Below are 16,572 nucleotides of genomic sequence, written 5' to 3'. Positions count from 1 at the left end.
AATGTCAACGAGTCAGCCCGCAGCATCGTATCGCATACCATTGTTTTGCGCCGTCACGCTGTTATTCTGGTTTTCGATGTACACGTGCGTTCCGATTTTAGCCGCTTATGTGGAATCCCTGGGTGCCTCGCACAAAATGGCCGGATTGATCGTCGGCATGTACGGCCTCAGCCAGATGCTGCTGCGCATTCCAGTGGGCGTCGTGTCCGACCGGTTCCACAAACGGAAGCTGTTTATCGTGTTTGGACTCGTGTTCTCCATTCTCGCCGGCCTCGGCATTCTGATCACACAGGAGCTGAGCTGGATCTTGATTTTACGGGCACTGGCGGGGGCGGCGGCAGCGACTTGGGTCGATTTTACGATTTTGTTCGCGAGCTACTTCCAGAAGGAAGAGACGACCAAGGCGATCGGGACGCTCACGGTGTACAATTCACTGGGGCAAATGTTCGGGATTTTGACCGGAGGCTGGATGGCGGATGTGTACGGATGGGAATCCGCGTTTCTGATCGGGGCTGTTGTTGGGGGAATTGGATTTATCGGATCGTTTTTTCTGGTGGAAAAGGTGGAGCAGGGCGGCAATAAGCTGACGTTCAGCGGCGTGCTGGAGGTGGCGGGGGATCGGATCCTGCTGACCGTGTCGTTCCTCGCGATCTTGTTTCAAGTGCTCACGTTTGCGACCGTGTTCGGCTTTACTCCGGTGTATGCCCAGTCGCTTGGCGCGACGAAGCTGGATATGGGGCTGCTGACGTTTTTCTCGACGTTTCCGACAGCGCTTGCAGCATGGATCGGCGGTCGGCATTTGGCGCAAAAGATCGGGGAAAACAAGGTGATCATTCTCGGCTTTATTATTAGCGGAGTGTTCACGCTGGCCATCCCGTTCACGGGGTCCTTGTGGCTGCTCATTGTTTCGCAAGCGATCGCCGGGTTGGGTCGGGGCTTTACCCAGCCGGTGCTCATGGCGCTAAGCATCAAGCATATGGACTCAAGCAAGCGGGCGACGGCGATGGGCTTTTATCAAGCGATCTACGGGCTCGGCATGTTCGCCGGACCGCTGTTTATGGGGGCGGCGGGCGACTGGCTGACGCTGCAGGAAGGCTTTGTCATCGTCGGGCTGCTCGGCTGTGTGACCGCGGCGCTGGGGCATTGGATGCTCTTGAGCGCCAACAAACGCGCGAAGTCGGCGAAGCCGACGCTGACTTCGTCCGGCGGCCGCTCCACAGCGGTGCCGAAATAAGGTGTATTAGGAGTCATCTATGGGATGGCTCCTTTTTGTTTTCATGCTCCGTCAAATCGACTTGCGAAAATTCAACGGGGAGACGCCGACGTATTTCTTGAACAGCCGCGAAAAGTAGAACACATCCTTAAACCCCAGCGCATCCGCCAGCTCCTTCACGGACGTTTCGGTGTTCAGCAGAATGTTTTTCGCCTCGGCGATTTTCATGCGGTGGATGTACTCGTTTAGCGGGTAGCCGCTGTATTTTTGCGTAATCCGACGCAGGGTGGAGAAGGAAATGTGGTGCCTTTTGCACAGCTTCTGCGCATCGAAGTGCCCGTAGATCGACCCGGAGAGGTCCTCCATCAGCTTCGTCACATGATCGGTCTTGATCGTGTTCGGCAGTGCACCGGAGCTCAGCATGAACTCGTACAGCAGCGACTCCAGCAGCAACGCCGCGCGGTCCATATTATTCGGATGGCCGCTGTCCATCAGATGAAAGATGCGGTCGATTTTGCTCTGCTGCGCATCGTCGATCTCCACGTCCTTGACCCGGTCCGGCTCGATCAGCCAAGAACGGAGCCACTCCCCGATCCGTGGGCCCTCAATCGTAAAATAATACTCGTCCCAAGACCCGCCGGGCTGCGGTCCGTAATCGAAGACGGCGTCCGGGTAAAAGAAAAATAAGCTGCCACGGCGCACCTGCTGCGTTTCTCCGTGATTGACCCGGTATGTGCCTGCCCCATCGGCGATGTAGACAACGGCAAAATGCTGGAACTTGGCCTGCTCCCGATATAGCGTTCGGCTGGGCAAATGGCCCACCGACAGGATGGACAGCGAGGGGATGTTGAGCTTGCTTGCAAACGTTCTCCGATCGATGATCCGGATCGGCTTCAAGGCGATCGTATAGTCCATATGTGTGGTCATGGCAGGCATTTTACCTCCTAAAAGGTCATGCTATAGTGACTATATTGTGCAATTTTAACATTAGAAGGAGATGGAACGCTATGACCAAAATAAAGATCGGCGTCATCGGCGCCGGCTCAATCGCTGGCCTGCACCTCCAATCATATCAAAAAAATTCGGATGCCGAGCTGTACGCCATCTCCGACGCCAATGCGGACCGAGCACGCGAGAAGGCCGAAAAATACGGCATTCCTCATGTGTATGAAGATTATCATGAGCTGCTGGCTGATCTGGAGATTATCGCGGTGAGCATCTGTACCTGGAACAATTCCCATGCGGAAATCGCTATCAAGGCGCTGCGCGCGGGCAAGCACGTGCTGGTGGAAAAGCCGCTCAGCCGCACGGTGGCGGAGGCCGAGCAGATCCAAGCGGCGGTACGCGAAACCGGGAACATTTTGCAAGTCGGCTTTGTGCGCCGATATGACACGAACGCTCAGCTCATTCGCCGCTTTATCGATAACGGGGAGCTGGGGGATATTTATTACGCCAAGGCTTCCTGCCTCCGAAGACTTGGGAATCCGGGAGGCTGGTTTGCCGATGTGAACCGTTCCGGCGGTGGGCCGCTGATCGATATCGGGGTCCACGTGATCGACCTGTGCTGGTACTTGATGGGCCGGCCGAAGGTCGTTTCCGTGAGCGGGAATACATACAAGAAGCTGGGGAACCGGGCCAATGTGCAGAACCTGTCCTTCTATAAGGCGGCGGACTACGATGCCAGCTACAATTCCGTAGAGGATATGGCCAATGCGCTGATTCGATTCGAGAACGGTGCATCGCTTGCGGTGGATGTCAGCTTCACGCTGCACGCCAAGCAGGATGAGCTGACAGTCAAGCTGTTCGGCGACAAGGGCGGGGCGGAGATCGAGCCGAGCCTGATGCTGGTGTCTGAAAAATACGATACGATTGTAAACCTGCTGCCGCAAATCGACCGGCCATCGTTCAACGCGAATGCGGCGTTCCAGAATGAGATCGACCATTTTATCTCGTGCTGCCAAAGCGGCAGCACCCCGATCAGCCCGGTGGAGGACGGCTTGGAGATCATGAAAATGCTCTGCGGCGTTTACGAATCAGCGGAAAAAGGCTGCGAAATCCGATTTTAGAACGGGGGGGACATGGAATGAAGCTGACGAACAGCATCGGCATTATGGTGGATAGTCTGCGTCTGGGCTTGCATGAGGGCCTGAAGAAATCGAAGGAGCTGGGAGCGGATGGCGTCCAGATTTATGCCGTCGACGGAGAAATGGATCCTGCTAACCTGACCCCGGCGGCCCGGAAGGAGTTAAAGCGGTACATCGACTCGCTTGGGCTGCAGGTTTCGGCGCTGTGCGGCGATTTGGGCGGCCATGGATTTCAAGACAAGCTGGTCAATGCCGCGAAAATCGAAAAGTCGAAGCGCATCCTCGACCTTGCTTTGGAGCTGGGGACAAAGGTGGTGACGACGCACATCGGCATCGTTCCGGACGACGAGAACGGCGAAGTGTATAGCGTCTTGCAAACCGCTTGCGAGGAGCTGGGCGTATATGCGAAGCAGATGGGCGCGTATTTTGCCGTGGAGACCGGACCGGAGACCGCAGCGCACTTGAAGCGGTTTCTCGACTCGCTCTCGACGGACGGCGTATCCGTCAATTTCGATCCTGCGAATATGGTAATGGTGACCGGCGACGATCCGGTTCAGGGTGTCTACACCTTGAAGGATTATATCGTTCATACACACGTGAAGGACGGAATTCGCTTGCGAGAGGTCGACCCTCGCGAGGTGTACGGCGCACTCGGCTATGAGCCGATGAGCCACGAGAAGATCGCGGAGGCGGCGGCCACAGGCCCGTCGTATCGGGAGCTGGCGCTGGGCCAAGGGCATGTGGATTTCCAGCGTTATTTCCAAGCGCTGCAGGATATCGGCTATACGGGCTATTTGACGATCGAGCGTGAGGTCGGAGATCAGCCGGAGCACGATATTGCGCAGGCGATCGCTTTTATTCGCAGGTTTAAGTAAGCAATAAGTAGGTTCGGTTAAGCAAAAACGGTGGCTTCCCCAAACGAGGAAGCCACCGTTTTTTTATTTCTTTCTCGTTTTCACGTAGCTCGGATAGACGATCTCGCCCGTGTCCAGCTTATTGATCTCGTCGGCGGTCCAGCCGGCGATCTTGTTGGTGCCGGTAACGCCGGTCAGCTTGATGTTGTACTTCGTTGCCAAATAATGCTGCAAGGTGGCCATATCCGCTTCCTTGAGCTCCCGCAGCTTCTTCTTGCCTTGAATCTGCCCCAGGATCACGCCGATCGACTCCGCTGCGAGGCTGGTGTTCGGCTGGATCCGCGCGCTGCCGTAGGCGATGGCGGAGGCGCCGACATTTTTCCCGGCCATGATGACATTGTCATAGTCCTTCAATAAGAAGCTGCGCAGCGGCATGCCGTATTTGTCGGGGCGGCCCATCTCGATGCCCCACTTGTTGGCGCTGGTGCCCTGCAGATCGAGCGGGTAGCCGGCGATGCTGACGTTGTCCCAGAACATGTGCGCGCCGAGCATATCCGAAGGCTTGAGCACGTAGTCCGTTTCGTAGTGGTTATACTCGCGGATGTACAGGTAATTCGGGTAGCCGTTGACCTCTGCGTGCTCCCAGCCTGGCAAGGTTTTGCGGAAATGCTCGAGGACGAGCGGAATTTCCTTCTTGCCCAGCGCCATCGCATCGGCGATCGACTTGTCGTCCGACGGATCGACCGTATAGAGCAGCAGCGCGTTGATGATCACCTCGCCATCCCGCTGGTTTACCGCATTCAAACCGCGGAGGAACACCCGGTCGTTCGATGGCTTGTATTTGCTCGTCACGCCGGATAGCCCGATCGCGAAGCTGCCGTCAACCGCGCCGTAGCCGTACTTGGCGTTGCGTTCATCCGCCTTTAGCGCACCGATTTGCTGAAATTTGGCCCAGTCGACGTTCTTGAATTTCATCATGAGGCCTGCACTCATGTACTCTACATTTTTCTGTCCGTAAAATTTCTCCAGCCCCGGCAGTCGCGGTACCAGCAGCTGGCTCACCAGCGCAGCGTAATCGGTATTTTCTACCCAGTAGGAGGCGGTAATGCGTTTCTTCGCGCCGTCCTTGCTGGTGTAGCTCACCGCGTCCAGCGCATGCGGCCCGAACGCGCCCGGCTTGAGATCCATGCCGTCGATTTTGATGCCTTGCTCGATAGGGATATTTTTGGATAGCTTAACAAAATATTGCTCGAATTCCTTCAATTTGCGGATCTTCCCAGACCGGAAGCCATCGAACAGCTCTTTGGCCCGGCCTTGCACGAGCAGATGGTGCTGATCATCGCGGGTTTCATCAAGGAACAGCATCTCGCCCTGCAGCACCTGACCGCCGAACGCGCTGCGCGGATCCAGCACCTTGACCTTCAAGCCTTCATCGGCTGCGGCCCGTGCCAGATATAAGCCCTCCAGCTCGCTGCCCATCACGACGACGTCGTAGGCTTCGGTTTGCAGCTGCGATGTTGTGGGGGTCGGCTGAGGCGCAGGCTCCGGTACAGGAGCGGGCGTGGGGGTCGGCGTCGCGGTCTTACCGGGCTGCTGGACAGCCGCTTGTTCGTTGTTCTGCACCACAGCGTTCTTCGAATCCTTCGCTCCAGCGTTCCAGTGGACCACTCCGAATACGGTTGTTATCGCTACCAGCACCAGCAGCACAATCCCGACCGTCAACTTGATTCCGTTCCTGTTCATGGGTTGTATCCGCTCCTTTTATTAGTCGTAAGCGCTTAAGAAGAGGGTAGGGAAGCGTGTTTTTTCATACTAAGAGTCTATCATTTTTATAAAATCGGCGCAAAAAGAGTTTTCGACAACCCCCCCAAACGTTTTCGACAGGGCGAACCCTTTAGTAAATCCAGGAACACTTCGCGAAGGTTCGGAAATAATTCATACATACTAAAGGAGAATGAAATAATGAATAACACTTTTAAGAAAACGATGCTTTCCGGATTAACACTTGCAATGGTGCTTGGCGGCTCTACAGCTGCTTTTGCGAAAGACAATGACCATAAAGACAACGGAAACAGAGTGGAAGTTCGCGGTAACGGCGGTGCCAACGTCAACATTAAAGGAAGCAACAACGTCGTTAACGTTATTAACATCAAGCTGAGCTTTGACGATTTGAAAGGGAAAGATGTCGAATGGGCACAGCGTTACATTGCTTCGCTCGCATCCAAGCGCGTATTTGAAGGCTACGAGGATGGCACGTTCCAGCCGCGCAAAACGATCTCCCGCATCGAAGCGATCACAGCCGCGGTTCGTTTGATGGGTCTGAGAGACCAGGCGGAATCGGCTGATGCAATGAACGCGAACTTGAACTTCAAGGATGCCGACAAGCTGAAGCAAAAATATCCTTGGGCTGTAGGCTATGTATCCGTAGCGCTTCAAAACGACCTGTTCACTGAGACTGACGACGCCATCCAGCCGGAAAAAGATGCGGACCGCCTCTGGGCTACAACGCTGCTGGTGAAAGCGATGAAGCTTCAAGACGAAGCGAAAACCAGAATGAACGCAAAGCTTCCATTCAAGGATGGCGGCCAAATTCCTGCCGGATCCATCGGTTATGTAGCTGAAGCGATTGAGAAAAACCTGGTTGACGGCTACGAGGACAACACGTTCCGTCCGAATAAGCCGGTAACCCGCGCTGAGCTTGCTGCATTGCTCGACCGTACAGGCAGCCAGCTGCCGGACCACGCTTCCGTTAAAGGTACAGTAACCGGTCCATTCGCTAACAACCTGCTTCCAATCACAAGCTCTAACAACGAAGCTTTGAACGTGGAGCTGGACGCGAATGCCTACATTTTCCGCAACGGCGCGAAAGTGACCGCAGCTGACATTCAAACGGGCGACCAAGTGCTGGTACGTACTTACGGTGGCAAAGCGATCTACGTAGAAGTGCTGCAAACCAACACAACTACGCCTAACCAGCCAACGCAAACGGACTTCACCGTTACCGGCACATTGAACAGCTACACGCTGAACAACAAAGGCACGATCGGCACGATCTCGGTTAACCAATCCGTGTACGGCGGCGCATCGACTGCAGTTTACAACGTCGATTCCAACCTGTACATCTCCGGTGACATCAGCCTGCTTACAGCTGGCCGTAACCTGGAGCTGAGAGGGAAAAACCAAGTCGTTAACACGATCATCATCAAGTAATTTTAGATAAATAAAGGTTAGTTTTTACCACGAAGAGCAGTCTTTCTGCACGGTCATCGAGCCGTCGGGAGGACTGTTCTTTTTTCGCCGCAACCTGCCGTTATTAGGGGCTGGACAGCCCGGTCGATCGGTGTATAATTAGAACAATTAGAACCGGATTTCCGTTGGAGGAACCAAGCTATGAATCATGGACGCGTCAAGCTGGAGGACATCATCGTTGCCAGCCATGTTTTGAAGGATGTCATTCACCATACGCCCTTGCAGAAAAATTTTATTTTGTCCGAAAAATACGGCTGTAACGTTTTTTTAAAACGCGAGGATCTGCAGGTGGTCCGCTCATTTAAAATCCGCGGCGCGTACAATTTGATCCGCAGCCTGCCGGAGGAGAAGCTCTTGAAGGGTGTCGTGTGCGCAAGCGCGGGCAATCACGCTCAAGGGGTGGCTTATTCTTGTAAGGCGCTGGAGATTTCCGGGAAAATCTTCATGCCAGCCACGACACCACGGCAAAAGATCTCGCAGGTCAAGCTGTTCGGCGGTGACTTTATCGAGGTTATTCTTACCGGGGATACGTTCGATGATGCACTGAAAGAGGCACTAATTTACAGCGAACGGGAGGACATGCAGTTCATCCATCCGTTCGATAACGCGAAAGTCGTGGCCGGGCAGGGCACCGTCGGGCTAGAGCTCATGAACGATATGCGGGAGCAGGTCGATTATGTGTTCGCGGGCATCGGCGGCGGCGGGCTGATGGCAGGCATTGGCACTTACATCAAAAGCATCAATCCGGCGACGCAGGTCATCGGGGTGGAGGCGGCGGGTGCGCCGTCCATGCGCGAGTCCATCGACCGGGGCGAGATCATAACGCTGGGTGAGATCGACAAGTTCGTCGATGGCACGGCGGTGAAGCGCGTCGGCGAGCTGACGTATGAGATTTGCCGCGAGGTGGTCGACGATGTGCTCGTCGTGCCCGAGGGCAAGGTGTGTACGACGATTCTCGAGCTGTACAACGAGAATGCGATCGTCGCGGAGCCAGCCGGAGCGCTGCCTGTGGCGGCGTTGGAGTTTTACCGGGAGCAGATCGCCGGCAAGAACGTCGTCTGCGTCATCAGCGGCGGGAACAACGACATCGACCGGATGCAGGAAATTAAAGAGCGTTCGCTGATCTACGAAGGCTTGAAGCACTACTTCATCGTGAACTTCCCTCAGCGGGCTGGCGCACTGCGCGAGTTCTTGGAGCATGTGCTGGGGCCGAACGATGACATTACGCGCTTCGAGTATACGAAGAAAACGAGTAAAGAGAACGGCCCGTCGCTGGTCGGCATAGAGCTCAAGCACCGGGAAGACTACGGTCCGCTGATTGAACGGATGAATCAGAAGGGCCTGCAGTACAGCGAGATCAACAAGGATCCGCATTTGTTTAATTTATTGATTTGATTTGTTCTGGGGAAGAGAACCGACTGTCGGGATGACAGTCGGTTTTTTGCTGTTCGCCGGCTCTTAGCCGGTGTCGTGATCTCTGATGAGGTACCCTTGGGCAAGCTCGAATTCGGTGAAGCCGGCCATTTGGCGCGCTTGATAGCCGATCGGGGAGCCACTGCCCATCAGGATGATATTTTGCAAATCACGGCGGCTGCCCTCTTCGGACCGAAGCACAAAGGCTTTGGTATACGCGAAGACTTCGCTCATGGTGGTATGGATGGCGTTCAGCAGCGGGTCCTTGTCGCCTCTCCCCATCAGGTTCAGGAGAATCGAGCCGTGGGCGTCGAGCTTGTCGCTCGTCAGCTGGAAGAACTCTGTGGAGACGAGCTTCCGCGGAGTGCCCTGATCGGTAAACGCGTCCACGATAATACAGTCGTACGTCTTGGAGCGTTCGCGCTCTAATAGCTGCCGCCCATCGCCAACCACCACATTATTGTCACCGTATCCAAAAAACCTCCGGCTAACCTCCACAACCGTGCGGTCGAGCTCCGCAATTTTGCAGCGTCTGTCCGCCAGATGGCTCGCGATCGTCCCAATCCCGTGCCCGATCATGAACACGTCCTCGAAGGACGGATGATTATGCTCCATGAGGTGAAGGATCGCCCGGGGGTACTCGAAGACGATGCGCTCAGGGCGGTGGAGGTCCAGCGCTCCTTGGATCGCCTCGTTCGAAAATTGCAGCACCCGGAAGAGACCTTTCTCGCCATACAGCTCTCCTGTTTCGTACACGGTGACTTCATGATTCGGTCCGGCCTCTTGAAACAACAATTGCACGTTATCGCTCTCCTTTTCACCCATTATAAAGTGAAATCGGTTAAGAAATCGAGAATCCGTTCAACGAAATCGGTCAGGGCAATTCGTATAATAAGGTCAAATCAAGCTTAACCAATGGAGGTAACTATGAGCAATGCCCTGACCGCAGCAAAGCCAGCGAAATCGTCCGCAATCCAGCCTGCCAAACAGCATTGGAGAATGCAGCATCTCCCCTTCTACCTGATGATTGTTCCCGGACTGCTTTATTTTATCTTGTTCAAATATATTCCGATGCTGGGGCTGCTCATTTCCTTTCAGCGCTATGATCCGTTTGTCGGCATTCTGCAAAGCCCATGGGTGGGCCTCGACAACTTCGCCCGATTTTTCTCGGAGCCGGATCTTAAGCTGCTGCTCCAAAATACGTTTATGTTTGCCGGGCTGGACATTCTCTTCTTCTTTCCGGCGCCCATTGTGCTCGCGCTGCTTTTGAACGAAGCGAGAATCAAAGCCATCCGCAATGCGGTGCAAACGATCATGTATGCGCCCCATTTTATATCGTGGGTCGTGATTGTGTCGCTGACCATGACCTTCTTCTCCTCGGAAGGAGGGGTGGTGAATCAATGGCTAACCGCCGCGGGCTTCGGAAAAATCGAGCTGTTCACCAAGGCGGAGTGGCTGCGGCCGATGTGGCTTTTGCAGAACATTTGGCAGGGCGCAGGCTGGGGCTCCATTTTGTATCTGGCAACCATCGCTTCCATCGACCCTTCTCTGTATGAGGCAGCCAAGGTGGACGGGGCAGGGAGGCTGCGGCAGGTATGGCACATTACGCTTCCGGGCATCCGTTATGTCGTTGTCGTTCTGTTCATTCTCCGCTTGGGGAGCTTCATGGACATCGGCTTCGAGCACATTTACCTCCTTCAAAATCCATTGAATGTCCATGTCTCGGATGTGTTTGACACGTATGTGTACCGGACAGGGATCCTTCAGCGGGATTACAGCTACTCCGCGGTCGTCGGTATGTTCAAGTCCGTGGTCGGGCTGGCGCTCGTGCTGGGGGCCAACCGTCTGGCGCGCCAATTCGGAGAGGAGGGAGTGTATTGATGGTGAAAACCTGGAGAGATGGGCTTTTGGATAGCGTTGTCGTTGTGCTGCTGCTGCTCGCGGCCGCGGTGGTTGCGGTTCCTTTTCTGTTCACGTTCTTCAGCTCCTTCGCCACCGCGAAAGAGCTTCTCATGAAAGAGGTGGTGTTCTGGCCGGAGACGTGGACGCTGGAGGCGTATCGGTTTCTGCTCGATAACCGGCAGTTCACCCGCGCGTTTCGCAATGCCGTCGAGCTTGCCGTGATCGGCACGACGATCAATATGGCGCTCTCGGTCTTGATGGCGTACGGCTTATCGCAGCCGGGGGTGAAGGGCCGATCGGTCGTCAATTTTATGGTAGTCTTTACCATGCTTTTTCACGGTGGAATGATCCCGACTTATCTCGTGGTGAATAAGCTGGGCCTGATCAATTCCTACTGGTCCATCTGGCTGGTGACGGCGATCGCCCCGTTCAATATGATCGTGATGCGAAGCTACTTCCAAACGCTGCCTGCCGAGATTAAAGAATCCGCCCGGATCGATGGGTGCGGGGAATTTAAAATCTTATGGCGGATCATCCTGCCGATTTCGCTGCCGGTCCTCGTGACCTTCACGTTGTTTTATGCGGTAGCGAACTGGAACACCTACTTTCAGGCCATTCTTTATTTGAACGATATGAAAATGTATCCGCTGCAGGTGTTTCTTCGCCAGGTGCTGATCGTCAATCCTACCGAGCTGGGGCTTGCCATCACGGAGAATGGCTACGGATATACGCCTGCCGTCCAGCATGCTGCGATCCTGCTCACCGCGCTTCCGCTGATTGCCGTCTATCCTTTTATGCAAAAGTATTTCAGCAAGGGAATGATGATGGGCTCCGTGAAAGGGTAAGCCGCAATCCATCGAAAGTATCCCCTATGCATGGGCATTCAGCTATAGTAGGCTTGAATCGTGCAGCATCCTTCTCTTTACAGAATGAAACTACCTAGGGGGATACCGATGTATCATGTGCTGGTTGTCGAAGATGAGCTGTTAATCCGCGATGCGGTTGTAGAGATGGTCCACCAGCTGGAAGGCTTTAAAGTCACGGGCGAAGCGGAGAGCTGTGAAGAAGGGTGGCGCCTGCTTCGGGAGCTGTGGCCGACGGTGCTGATCACCGATATCCAATTGCCCGATCACGACGGGCTGGAGCTGATTCAGCGTATTCGCAGCGAAAAGCTGCCTGTAGTGGCCATCATCATAAGCGGACACGATCGCTTTCATTATGCGCAGAATGCCATTCGGCTTAATGTGTCGGAATATTTGCTGAAGCCGATTTCGGAGCAGGAGCTTCATTCGGCGCTCACCCGGTCCGTTAGCAGGCTGGAATCGATTGCCGACAGCAACCGCTTGCTCCGCGAAATCCAATGCTTTATCGACGAAATGCAAAACAACGGCTCCGTGGAGCTTTTCGGGCAGGCGGACAGGCTGCTGAGCACGATTGCACATCAGCGGGGGCTGGAGCAGGGAGTTAAGCTGAGCTACTTGCGTATCTTTTTGGGCAAGCTGGTCGAGGTGGTCAAGGTGATTCATCCGGAGCTGCCGGAGGCGGACATTCCGGAGCATGGCTCGGACCATCAGGTCAAGCAGGTGTTCCATGAGGTGCTTCATGAATGGATCCGACACTATCCGCAGTTTGTGAACAATAATATGCGGCTGGTGATTAAGCGAGCCTGCGAATATATCCAGACGCATCTTCAAGAAGAGCTTGGACTCAAGCAAATGTCGGACTATTGCAATCTAAGCCCGTCCTATTTCGGCGTCCTGTTTAAGCAATATACTGGAAAAAGCTTTGTCAACTACGTCAATCAGACGCGGATGGAGCAGGCGATGGAGCTGCTTCGCCAGTCGGATATGAAAATCTATGAGGTGGCGGAAGAGGTGGGGTTTGCTTCGCTGCCTTATTTTAACCGCGTATTCAAAACGGTGACGTCGATGACGCCGAACGAATACCGCAAGGGGCTTGGCTTATGATGAGCCGGTGCTCTATTCGCGTCAAGCTCATTGTGATTTTGCTTGCCGCGACGCTGACGTCGATTTTGCTGACAGGCGCCTTCTCTCAATATTTCTATACGAAGGCGGCCCGCAACGATTTCTTCCAATTTGCCGATGATGCCTCTTACCGGTTGAACCGGCAGATTGAGCTGTACATTCAGCAGATGAAAATTTCCGTTTCCTCCATTTTGGCCGGACCGCTTCCGAAGCGCAACGAGCTTAGCCTGCCTACAGGGTCGGTCGGGGTGATCCAGCGCTGGCTGATGAACGAGAATCCCCTTGACCCTTCGGAGCTCGCGAATCTGGAGGATGTGCTGAACAACTATGTTGCTTTGAACTACAGTGAAGTGGACAGCATGTTTCTGATGTCCTTAAGCGGTCGGATCGTCTCCAATGTTCAGCGCTTTGACGAGCTGTCGAAGGCTTATCTCAATGAGCCTTGGTATGCGATGCCGATGAGCGGAACCGTGAAGGTGGTGCCGACGCATCGCTCGGAGGTAACCGGGAAGCAGGTCATCTCCCTTCTGGTGCCGGTGTATTCGCTGGATGCGGTAAAGCTGGCCGGTCGACTAGTCATTAATTTGCGCATCAACGAATTGGAGAAAACTATTGTTCGCTCCTCGCTCGCTAAAAAAGGGTACTTTTTCATTGTCGCCAAGGACGGAACCATTGTTTACCATCCGGATTCGGATTGGATCGGAAAACCGATTGCCAGCACGGGATTATCCGCCCTGCAGCTATCGAAATCCTCATCCTCATCGGTGCAAAAGCTGCTGGGGGAGGAAATGCTGGTTTCCTACAGCTACTCGGAGCTGGCCGAATGGAACGTCGTGGCGATGGTTCCGTTTGCGGAGATGGCGAGCGGCATTACGGTGGCGCGCAATGCGGCGATTGTTTCGATGCTCATCCTGGCCTTAGTGGTGCTCATTCTTGTCCCGATATTCACCCAAAGGTTCATTCGTCCGCTTCGCAGGCTTAAACAGCTCATGGAGCATGTGGAAAAAGGCAACCTGGAGGTCCGCGCAGAAGTGCTGCCCGGCAAGGACGAAATTCAGCTGCTCAGCCGAAGCTATAATCGCATGACCGATCAGCTTTCGCAATTAATTGAAACAGTCAGCTCGATGAAAGTGAACGAGATGCACATATTACTCCGCCAAAAAGAAGCCAAGATTCAAGCGCTGCAAAATCAGATTAACCCGCATCTGCTGTATAACACGCTAGCCATTATTAGCAGTATCGCCTACGTCGAAAAAAACGAACGCATCCAGGTCATTACCAAAAACCTCGGAGATTACTACCGCTATACCGCTTCGATTGTTGAACCGTTTGTCACGCTGCGAGAGGAAATCGATCAACTCAAAAAATACTTGCAGATTATTAAAATACGGTTTCCGAAATATTTTCAAAGCCATTTCTATGTGAATGAGAAGTACCTTGATGCGCGCATTGTAAAATGCTCCCTCCAGCCGATTGTCGAGAATGCCATTAAATACGCCGTGGAGCCGAAGAGAGGTCATGGCACTGTAATCGTTAGCGCTTACAATGAGGCCGACAATTTGATTATTGAGATCGCTGACAACGGAGGCGGAATTGAAGCCGGCCGTCTAGCGGAGCTTCAGGAAAGGCTGAAGTGGATCAGCTCGGCGGAGCATGGCACGCTCATGAAAACCGAATCGGTGGGGATCGTAAACGTTCATGCCCGGCTCGTTTTGCAGTACGGCCCGGCGTATGGCGTGTCCGTCACTTCCTTTGAGCATCGAGGTACAGTCGTTTCAATTAAAATTCCATATCCAACAGAGAGAGGATAGAGAAATGAACGAAGCTCAGATTGTGATCGGAACAAGCAAGTCCAGCCATACCGTGAATCCTTTTCTTTTCGGCCATTTCGTTGAAGATATTGATGACCATATGACAGCTATGCTGGCGTATCCGCTGCGTAACATGGATTTTGAAGAAGAGGATCATAACCTGGATGGCGTCTCGGGACCCTGGTATCCGCTGAATACCGGCAAGCATACGCAGTATGCCTTAGAGCCGGCGGCCAGGGGGCATGGCGGGCACAGCCAGAAGATCCGTCTGTTCAATAAAGACCGCTGCAAGGCCGGCATCGGGCAGCGAATTCAGCTCGAAGCGGGAATTCCGCACCGGATGAGGCTCGTTGTGCGGGCCACCCGCGAAATTGAACGCGTGCATGTGCGGCTCGTCGATACGGGCAATCAAGAGGTGCTGGGATCGGCTGAACTGGAGGTGCCCGGTCACCGCTGGTCGGAGGTTGTGCAGCAAATCAGCGTTACCCGCTCGTCACCGTCGGCTGAGCTGCAGGTCTGGGCGATCCCCCTTCCATCACGGGAGTGGGAGGACTCCGCTTCGACCGGCATGATCTGGTTCGATCATATTTCGCTGCTTCCGGAGCAGGAAACAGGGTTGCTGAAAGCCAAGGTGTTCGACATGGCCCAAGCGTTGAACAGCGGGATCCTGCGGCTTGGAGGCAATTATATCTCCTTGTATCACTGGGAGGAATTCACCGGTCCCACCGACCTGAGGCCAAATTATATCAATGAAGCCTGGGAGCAGGCGGGGCAGGTTCACAAATATTTTGGCACGGATGAATTTATCGCCTTGTGCCGGTTATTGCGCGTCGAGCCTCAAATTTGTGTCAATAGTATTGCAATGGCTCGGTGGATACGCCTATGGGGGCGCTGAGGGCGAGCAACGGATTCCCCGAGCCTTACGATGTAAAGTATTGGGAGATAGGGAACGAAATGTATGGTCCTTGGCAGGCAGGTGTCTGTACGGCGGAGCAATATGCGAAGTCCTATCTGGTGTTTGCCGAGGCCATGCGCAGCAGCGATCCGGGCATCCGCTTGCTGGGGTGCGGTACGGCTCGAGATGAACTGGCGCCCGGATGGAATCGTACGGTGCTGGAGCAGGCAGGGCATGCGATGGATTATATTACGCTGCATATTTATCAGGGGCAAAATTTCTTCCCCATCGATGCCAAGACACCGCCGGAAGCTAGATTTAGAGCCATCACGGCATTCCCCGAGGTCGTGCGGGAGATCCTCGGACAGCTGGAGACCATCATCCAAAGCAGCGAGAAGCTGAAACATCTAAAAATCGCGGTGACCGAGTGGAATACGCTGTATTTTCCGAATCCGGATTTGACGAATGCCCACACGCTGGAGGCGGCAGCAGCGAATGCATGTATGGTCCACGAGATGATCCGGCAAAGCCATCGGGTGGAAATCGGGAATTATTCCGATCTCGTCAACGGCTGGGTTGGCGGCTGCATTCGCGTCGGCGATTCCTATGAACGGATGAAGAAGCCGGGCTGGAGCGGTCGCAGCGAGGTGATTTTCGGCACGGCGACCTACCATGTTTTGAAGCTGTATGCCAATCTACACCTTCACCGAGTAATTGATCTGACACTCACTTGCGATTCGTATGACCCGGGGGCTTCCAAGCTAAAGCTGTCTTCCCAGTCTCTGGCCGAACTTGATGCAATTGCCTGTCTATCGGAGGATGAAAAGGTTCTGACGCTTTGCATCGTGAATCGCAGCTTAAAGAGCACTGCGCTCTGCGTTGATTTTTCAGCATGGCAAGTGGAGACCAAGGCACAACTGCACACCATTTCGAGCCTCCATTATGAGGATTGCAATACCGTCGATGAGCCGGAGAAGGTGAAAGCAGAGGTCTCTTTCGTTGAGCTCTTAGGAGATTCGTGGCGCTTCGAGCTTCAGCCGCATACGATTTATGCCCTGGAGGTGAAGGTGGCTTCTTCCTAGCGAAATCGGATAACATTTCGAGCGTTTGTGTAACGAAAACGATCCGCTTCGATAGCATACTAGAGAAGAAGAGACCACACGAGG

General features: G+C 54.2%; 14 protein-coding genes. 11 read left to right on the top strand and 3 right to left on the bottom strand.

What is annotated here, in order from left to right; translation table 11 throughout:
• The first annotated feature begins 1 nt into the window (after window position 1).
• On the top strand, window positions 2–1,234 hold the full coding sequence (locus tag FPZ49_RS15895; RefSeq protein ID WP_186445854.1) for an MFS transporter: 1,233 nt from the start codon (window positions 2–4) through the stop codon (window positions 1,232–1,234).
• A gap of 51 nt (window positions 1,235–1,285) precedes the next feature.
• Here FPZ49_RS15895 and FPZ49_RS15890 read toward each other — a convergent pair whose 3' ends face one another.
• The gene (locus FPZ49_RS15890; RefSeq protein ID WP_186445853.1) at window positions 1,286–2,140 is read right to left on the bottom strand and encodes a helix-turn-helix transcriptional regulator; all 855 of its coding nucleotides are present in this window, start codon (window positions 2,138–2,140) and stop codon (window positions 1,286–1,288) included.
• An 80-nt stretch (window positions 2,141–2,220) separates the two neighbouring features.
• Between FPZ49_RS15890 and FPZ49_RS15885 the strand changes: the two genes are divergently transcribed.
• Together FPZ49_RS15885 and FPZ49_RS15880 are read left to right on the top strand one after the other, a co-directional pair.
• Complete coding sequence (locus tag FPZ49_RS15885) at window positions 2,221–3,279, top strand: Gfo/Idh/MocA family protein (RefSeq protein WP_144848391.1); 1,059 nt, start codon at window positions 2,221–2,223, stop codon at window positions 3,277–3,279.
• Between the two features lie 17 nt (window positions 3,280–3,296).
• Window positions 3,297–4,172: a sugar phosphate isomerase/epimerase family protein gene (locus tag FPZ49_RS15880; protein ID WP_144848389.1), complete on the top strand. Its 876-nt coding sequence runs from the start codon at window positions 3,297–3,299 to the stop codon at window positions 4,170–4,172.
• Window positions 4,173–4,235: 63 nt separating this feature from the next.
• On the opposite strand, the gene FPZ49_RS15875 is transcribed toward FPZ49_RS15880, so the two are convergent.
• Entirely contained in the window at window positions 4,236–5,894 is a 1,659-nt protein-coding gene (locus FPZ49_RS15875) for an FAD-dependent oxidoreductase (RefSeq protein ID WP_144848387.1), read from the bottom strand.
• 219 nt (window positions 5,895–6,113) lie between these two features.
• On the opposite strand from FPZ49_RS15875, the gene FPZ49_RS15870 reads away from it, so the two are divergent.
• Entirely contained in the window at window positions 6,114–7,361 is a 1,248-nt protein-coding gene (locus FPZ49_RS15870) for an S-layer homology domain-containing protein (RefSeq protein ID WP_144848385.1), read from the top strand.
• A gap of 180 nt (window positions 7,362–7,541) precedes the next feature.
• On the top strand, window positions 7,542–8,795 hold the full coding sequence (ilvA, locus tag FPZ49_RS15865; RefSeq protein WP_144848383.1) for a threonine ammonia-lyase IlvA: 1,254 nt from the start codon (window positions 7,542–7,544) through the stop codon (window positions 8,793–8,795).
• A 63-nt stretch (window positions 8,796–8,858) separates the two neighbouring features.
• Here ilvA and FPZ49_RS15860 read toward each other — a convergent pair whose 3' ends face one another.
• Entirely contained in the window at window positions 8,859–9,614 is a 756-nt protein-coding gene (locus FPZ49_RS15860; protein WP_261381439.1) for a spermidine synthase, read from the bottom strand.
• Window positions 9,615–9,740: 126 nt separating this feature from the next.
• On the opposite strand from FPZ49_RS15860, the gene FPZ49_RS15855 reads away from it, so the two are divergent.
• The 6 genes from FPZ49_RS15855 to FPZ49_RS15830 all read left to right on the top strand — a co-directional run bounded on the left by FPZ49_RS15855 (window position 9,741) and on the right by FPZ49_RS15830 (window position 16,488).
• Complete coding sequence (locus tag FPZ49_RS15855; RefSeq protein ID WP_144848379.1) at window positions 9,741–10,694, top strand: ABC transporter permease; 954 nt, start codon at window positions 9,741–9,743, stop codon at window positions 10,692–10,694.
• Window positions 10,694–11,560, top strand: a complete 867-nt coding sequence (locus tag FPZ49_RS15850; protein WP_144848377.1) for a carbohydrate ABC transporter permease — start codon at window positions 10,694–10,696, stop codon at window positions 11,558–11,560. The genes FPZ49_RS15855 and FPZ49_RS15850 overlap by 1 nt, the downstream gene beginning before the upstream one ends.
• Before the next feature lie 108 nt (window positions 11,561–11,668).
• Window positions 11,669–12,682, top strand: coding sequence for a response regulator (locus FPZ49_RS15845; protein WP_186445852.1), 1,014 nt, complete (start codon window positions 11,669–11,671; stop codon window positions 12,680–12,682).
• On the top strand, window positions 12,679–14,511 hold the full coding sequence (locus FPZ49_RS15840) for a sensor histidine kinase (protein ID WP_144848361.1): 1,833 nt from the start codon (window positions 12,679–12,681) through the stop codon (window positions 14,509–14,511). Before FPZ49_RS15845 ends, FPZ49_RS15840 begins: the two co-directional genes overlap by 4 nt.
• Before the next feature lie 4 nt (window positions 14,512–14,515).
• Window positions 14,516–15,406 carry a hypothetical protein gene (locus tag FPZ49_RS15835; protein ID WP_144848359.1) on the top strand — a complete coding sequence of 297 codons (891 nt, stop codon included), beginning with the start codon at window positions 14,516–14,518 and terminating at the stop codon, window positions 15,404–15,406.
• A gap of 59 nt (window positions 15,407–15,465) precedes the next feature.
• A complete protein-coding gene (locus FPZ49_RS15830; protein WP_222429918.1) occupies window positions 15,466–16,488 on the top strand; it encodes an alpha-L-arabinofuranosidase C-terminal domain-containing protein in 1,023 nt (340 codons plus the stop codon).
• Window positions 16,489–16,572: the final 84 nt, after the last annotated feature.

The sequence above is a fragment of the Paenibacillus cremeus genome (assembly GCF_007786445.1).
Lineage (GTDB): Bacteria > Bacillota > Bacilli > Paenibacillales > NBRC-103111 > Paenibacillus_G > Paenibacillus_G cremeus.
Note: the sequence above shows the minus strand (reverse complement) of the source record. Positions and strands in the feature narration are given on the sequence as shown.

Coding starts and splice junctions, on each gene's coding strand:
- FPZ49_RS15895 (WP_186445854.1), top strand. CDS start 2: ATGTCAACGAGTCAGCCCGCAGCATCGTATCGCATACCATTGTTTTGC.
- FPZ49_RS15890 (WP_186445853.1), bottom strand. CDS start 2,140: ATGACCACACATATGGACTATACGATCGCCTTGAAGCCGATCCGGATC.
- FPZ49_RS15885 (WP_144848391.1), top strand. CDS start 2,221: ATGACCAAAATAAAGATCGGCGTCATCGGCGCCGGCTCAATCGCTGGC.
- FPZ49_RS15880 (WP_144848389.1), top strand. CDS start 3,297: ATGAAGCTGACGAACAGCATCGGCATTATGGTGGATAGTCTGCGTCTG.
- FPZ49_RS15875 (WP_144848387.1), bottom strand. CDS start 5,894: ATGAACAGGAACGGAATCAAGTTGACGGTCGGGATTGTGCTGCTGGTG.
- FPZ49_RS15870 (WP_144848385.1), top strand. CDS start 6,114: ATGAATAACACTTTTAAGAAAACGATGCTTTCCGGATTAACACTTGCA.
- ilvA (WP_144848383.1), top strand. CDS start 7,542: ATGAATCATGGACGCGTCAAGCTGGAGGACATCATCGTTGCCAGCCAT.
- FPZ49_RS15855 (WP_144848379.1), top strand. CDS start 9,741: ATGAGCAATGCCCTGACCGCAGCAAAGCCAGCGAAATCGTCCGCAATC.
- FPZ49_RS15850 (WP_144848377.1), top strand. CDS start 10,694: ATGGTGAAAACCTGGAGAGATGGGCTTTTGGATAGCGTTGTCGTTGTG.
- FPZ49_RS15845 (WP_186445852.1), top strand. CDS start 11,669: ATGTATCATGTGCTGGTTGTCGAAGATGAGCTGTTAATCCGCGATGCG.
- FPZ49_RS15840 (WP_144848361.1), top strand. CDS start 12,679: ATGATGAGCCGGTGCTCTATTCGCGTCAAGCTCATTGTGATTTTGCTT.
- FPZ49_RS15835 (WP_144848359.1), top strand. CDS start 14,516: ATGAACGAAGCTCAGATTGTGATCGGAACAAGCAAGTCCAGCCATACC.
- FPZ49_RS15830 (WP_222429918.1), top strand. CDS start 15,466: ATGTATGGTCCTTGGCAGGCAGGTGTCTGTACGGCGGAGCAATATGCG.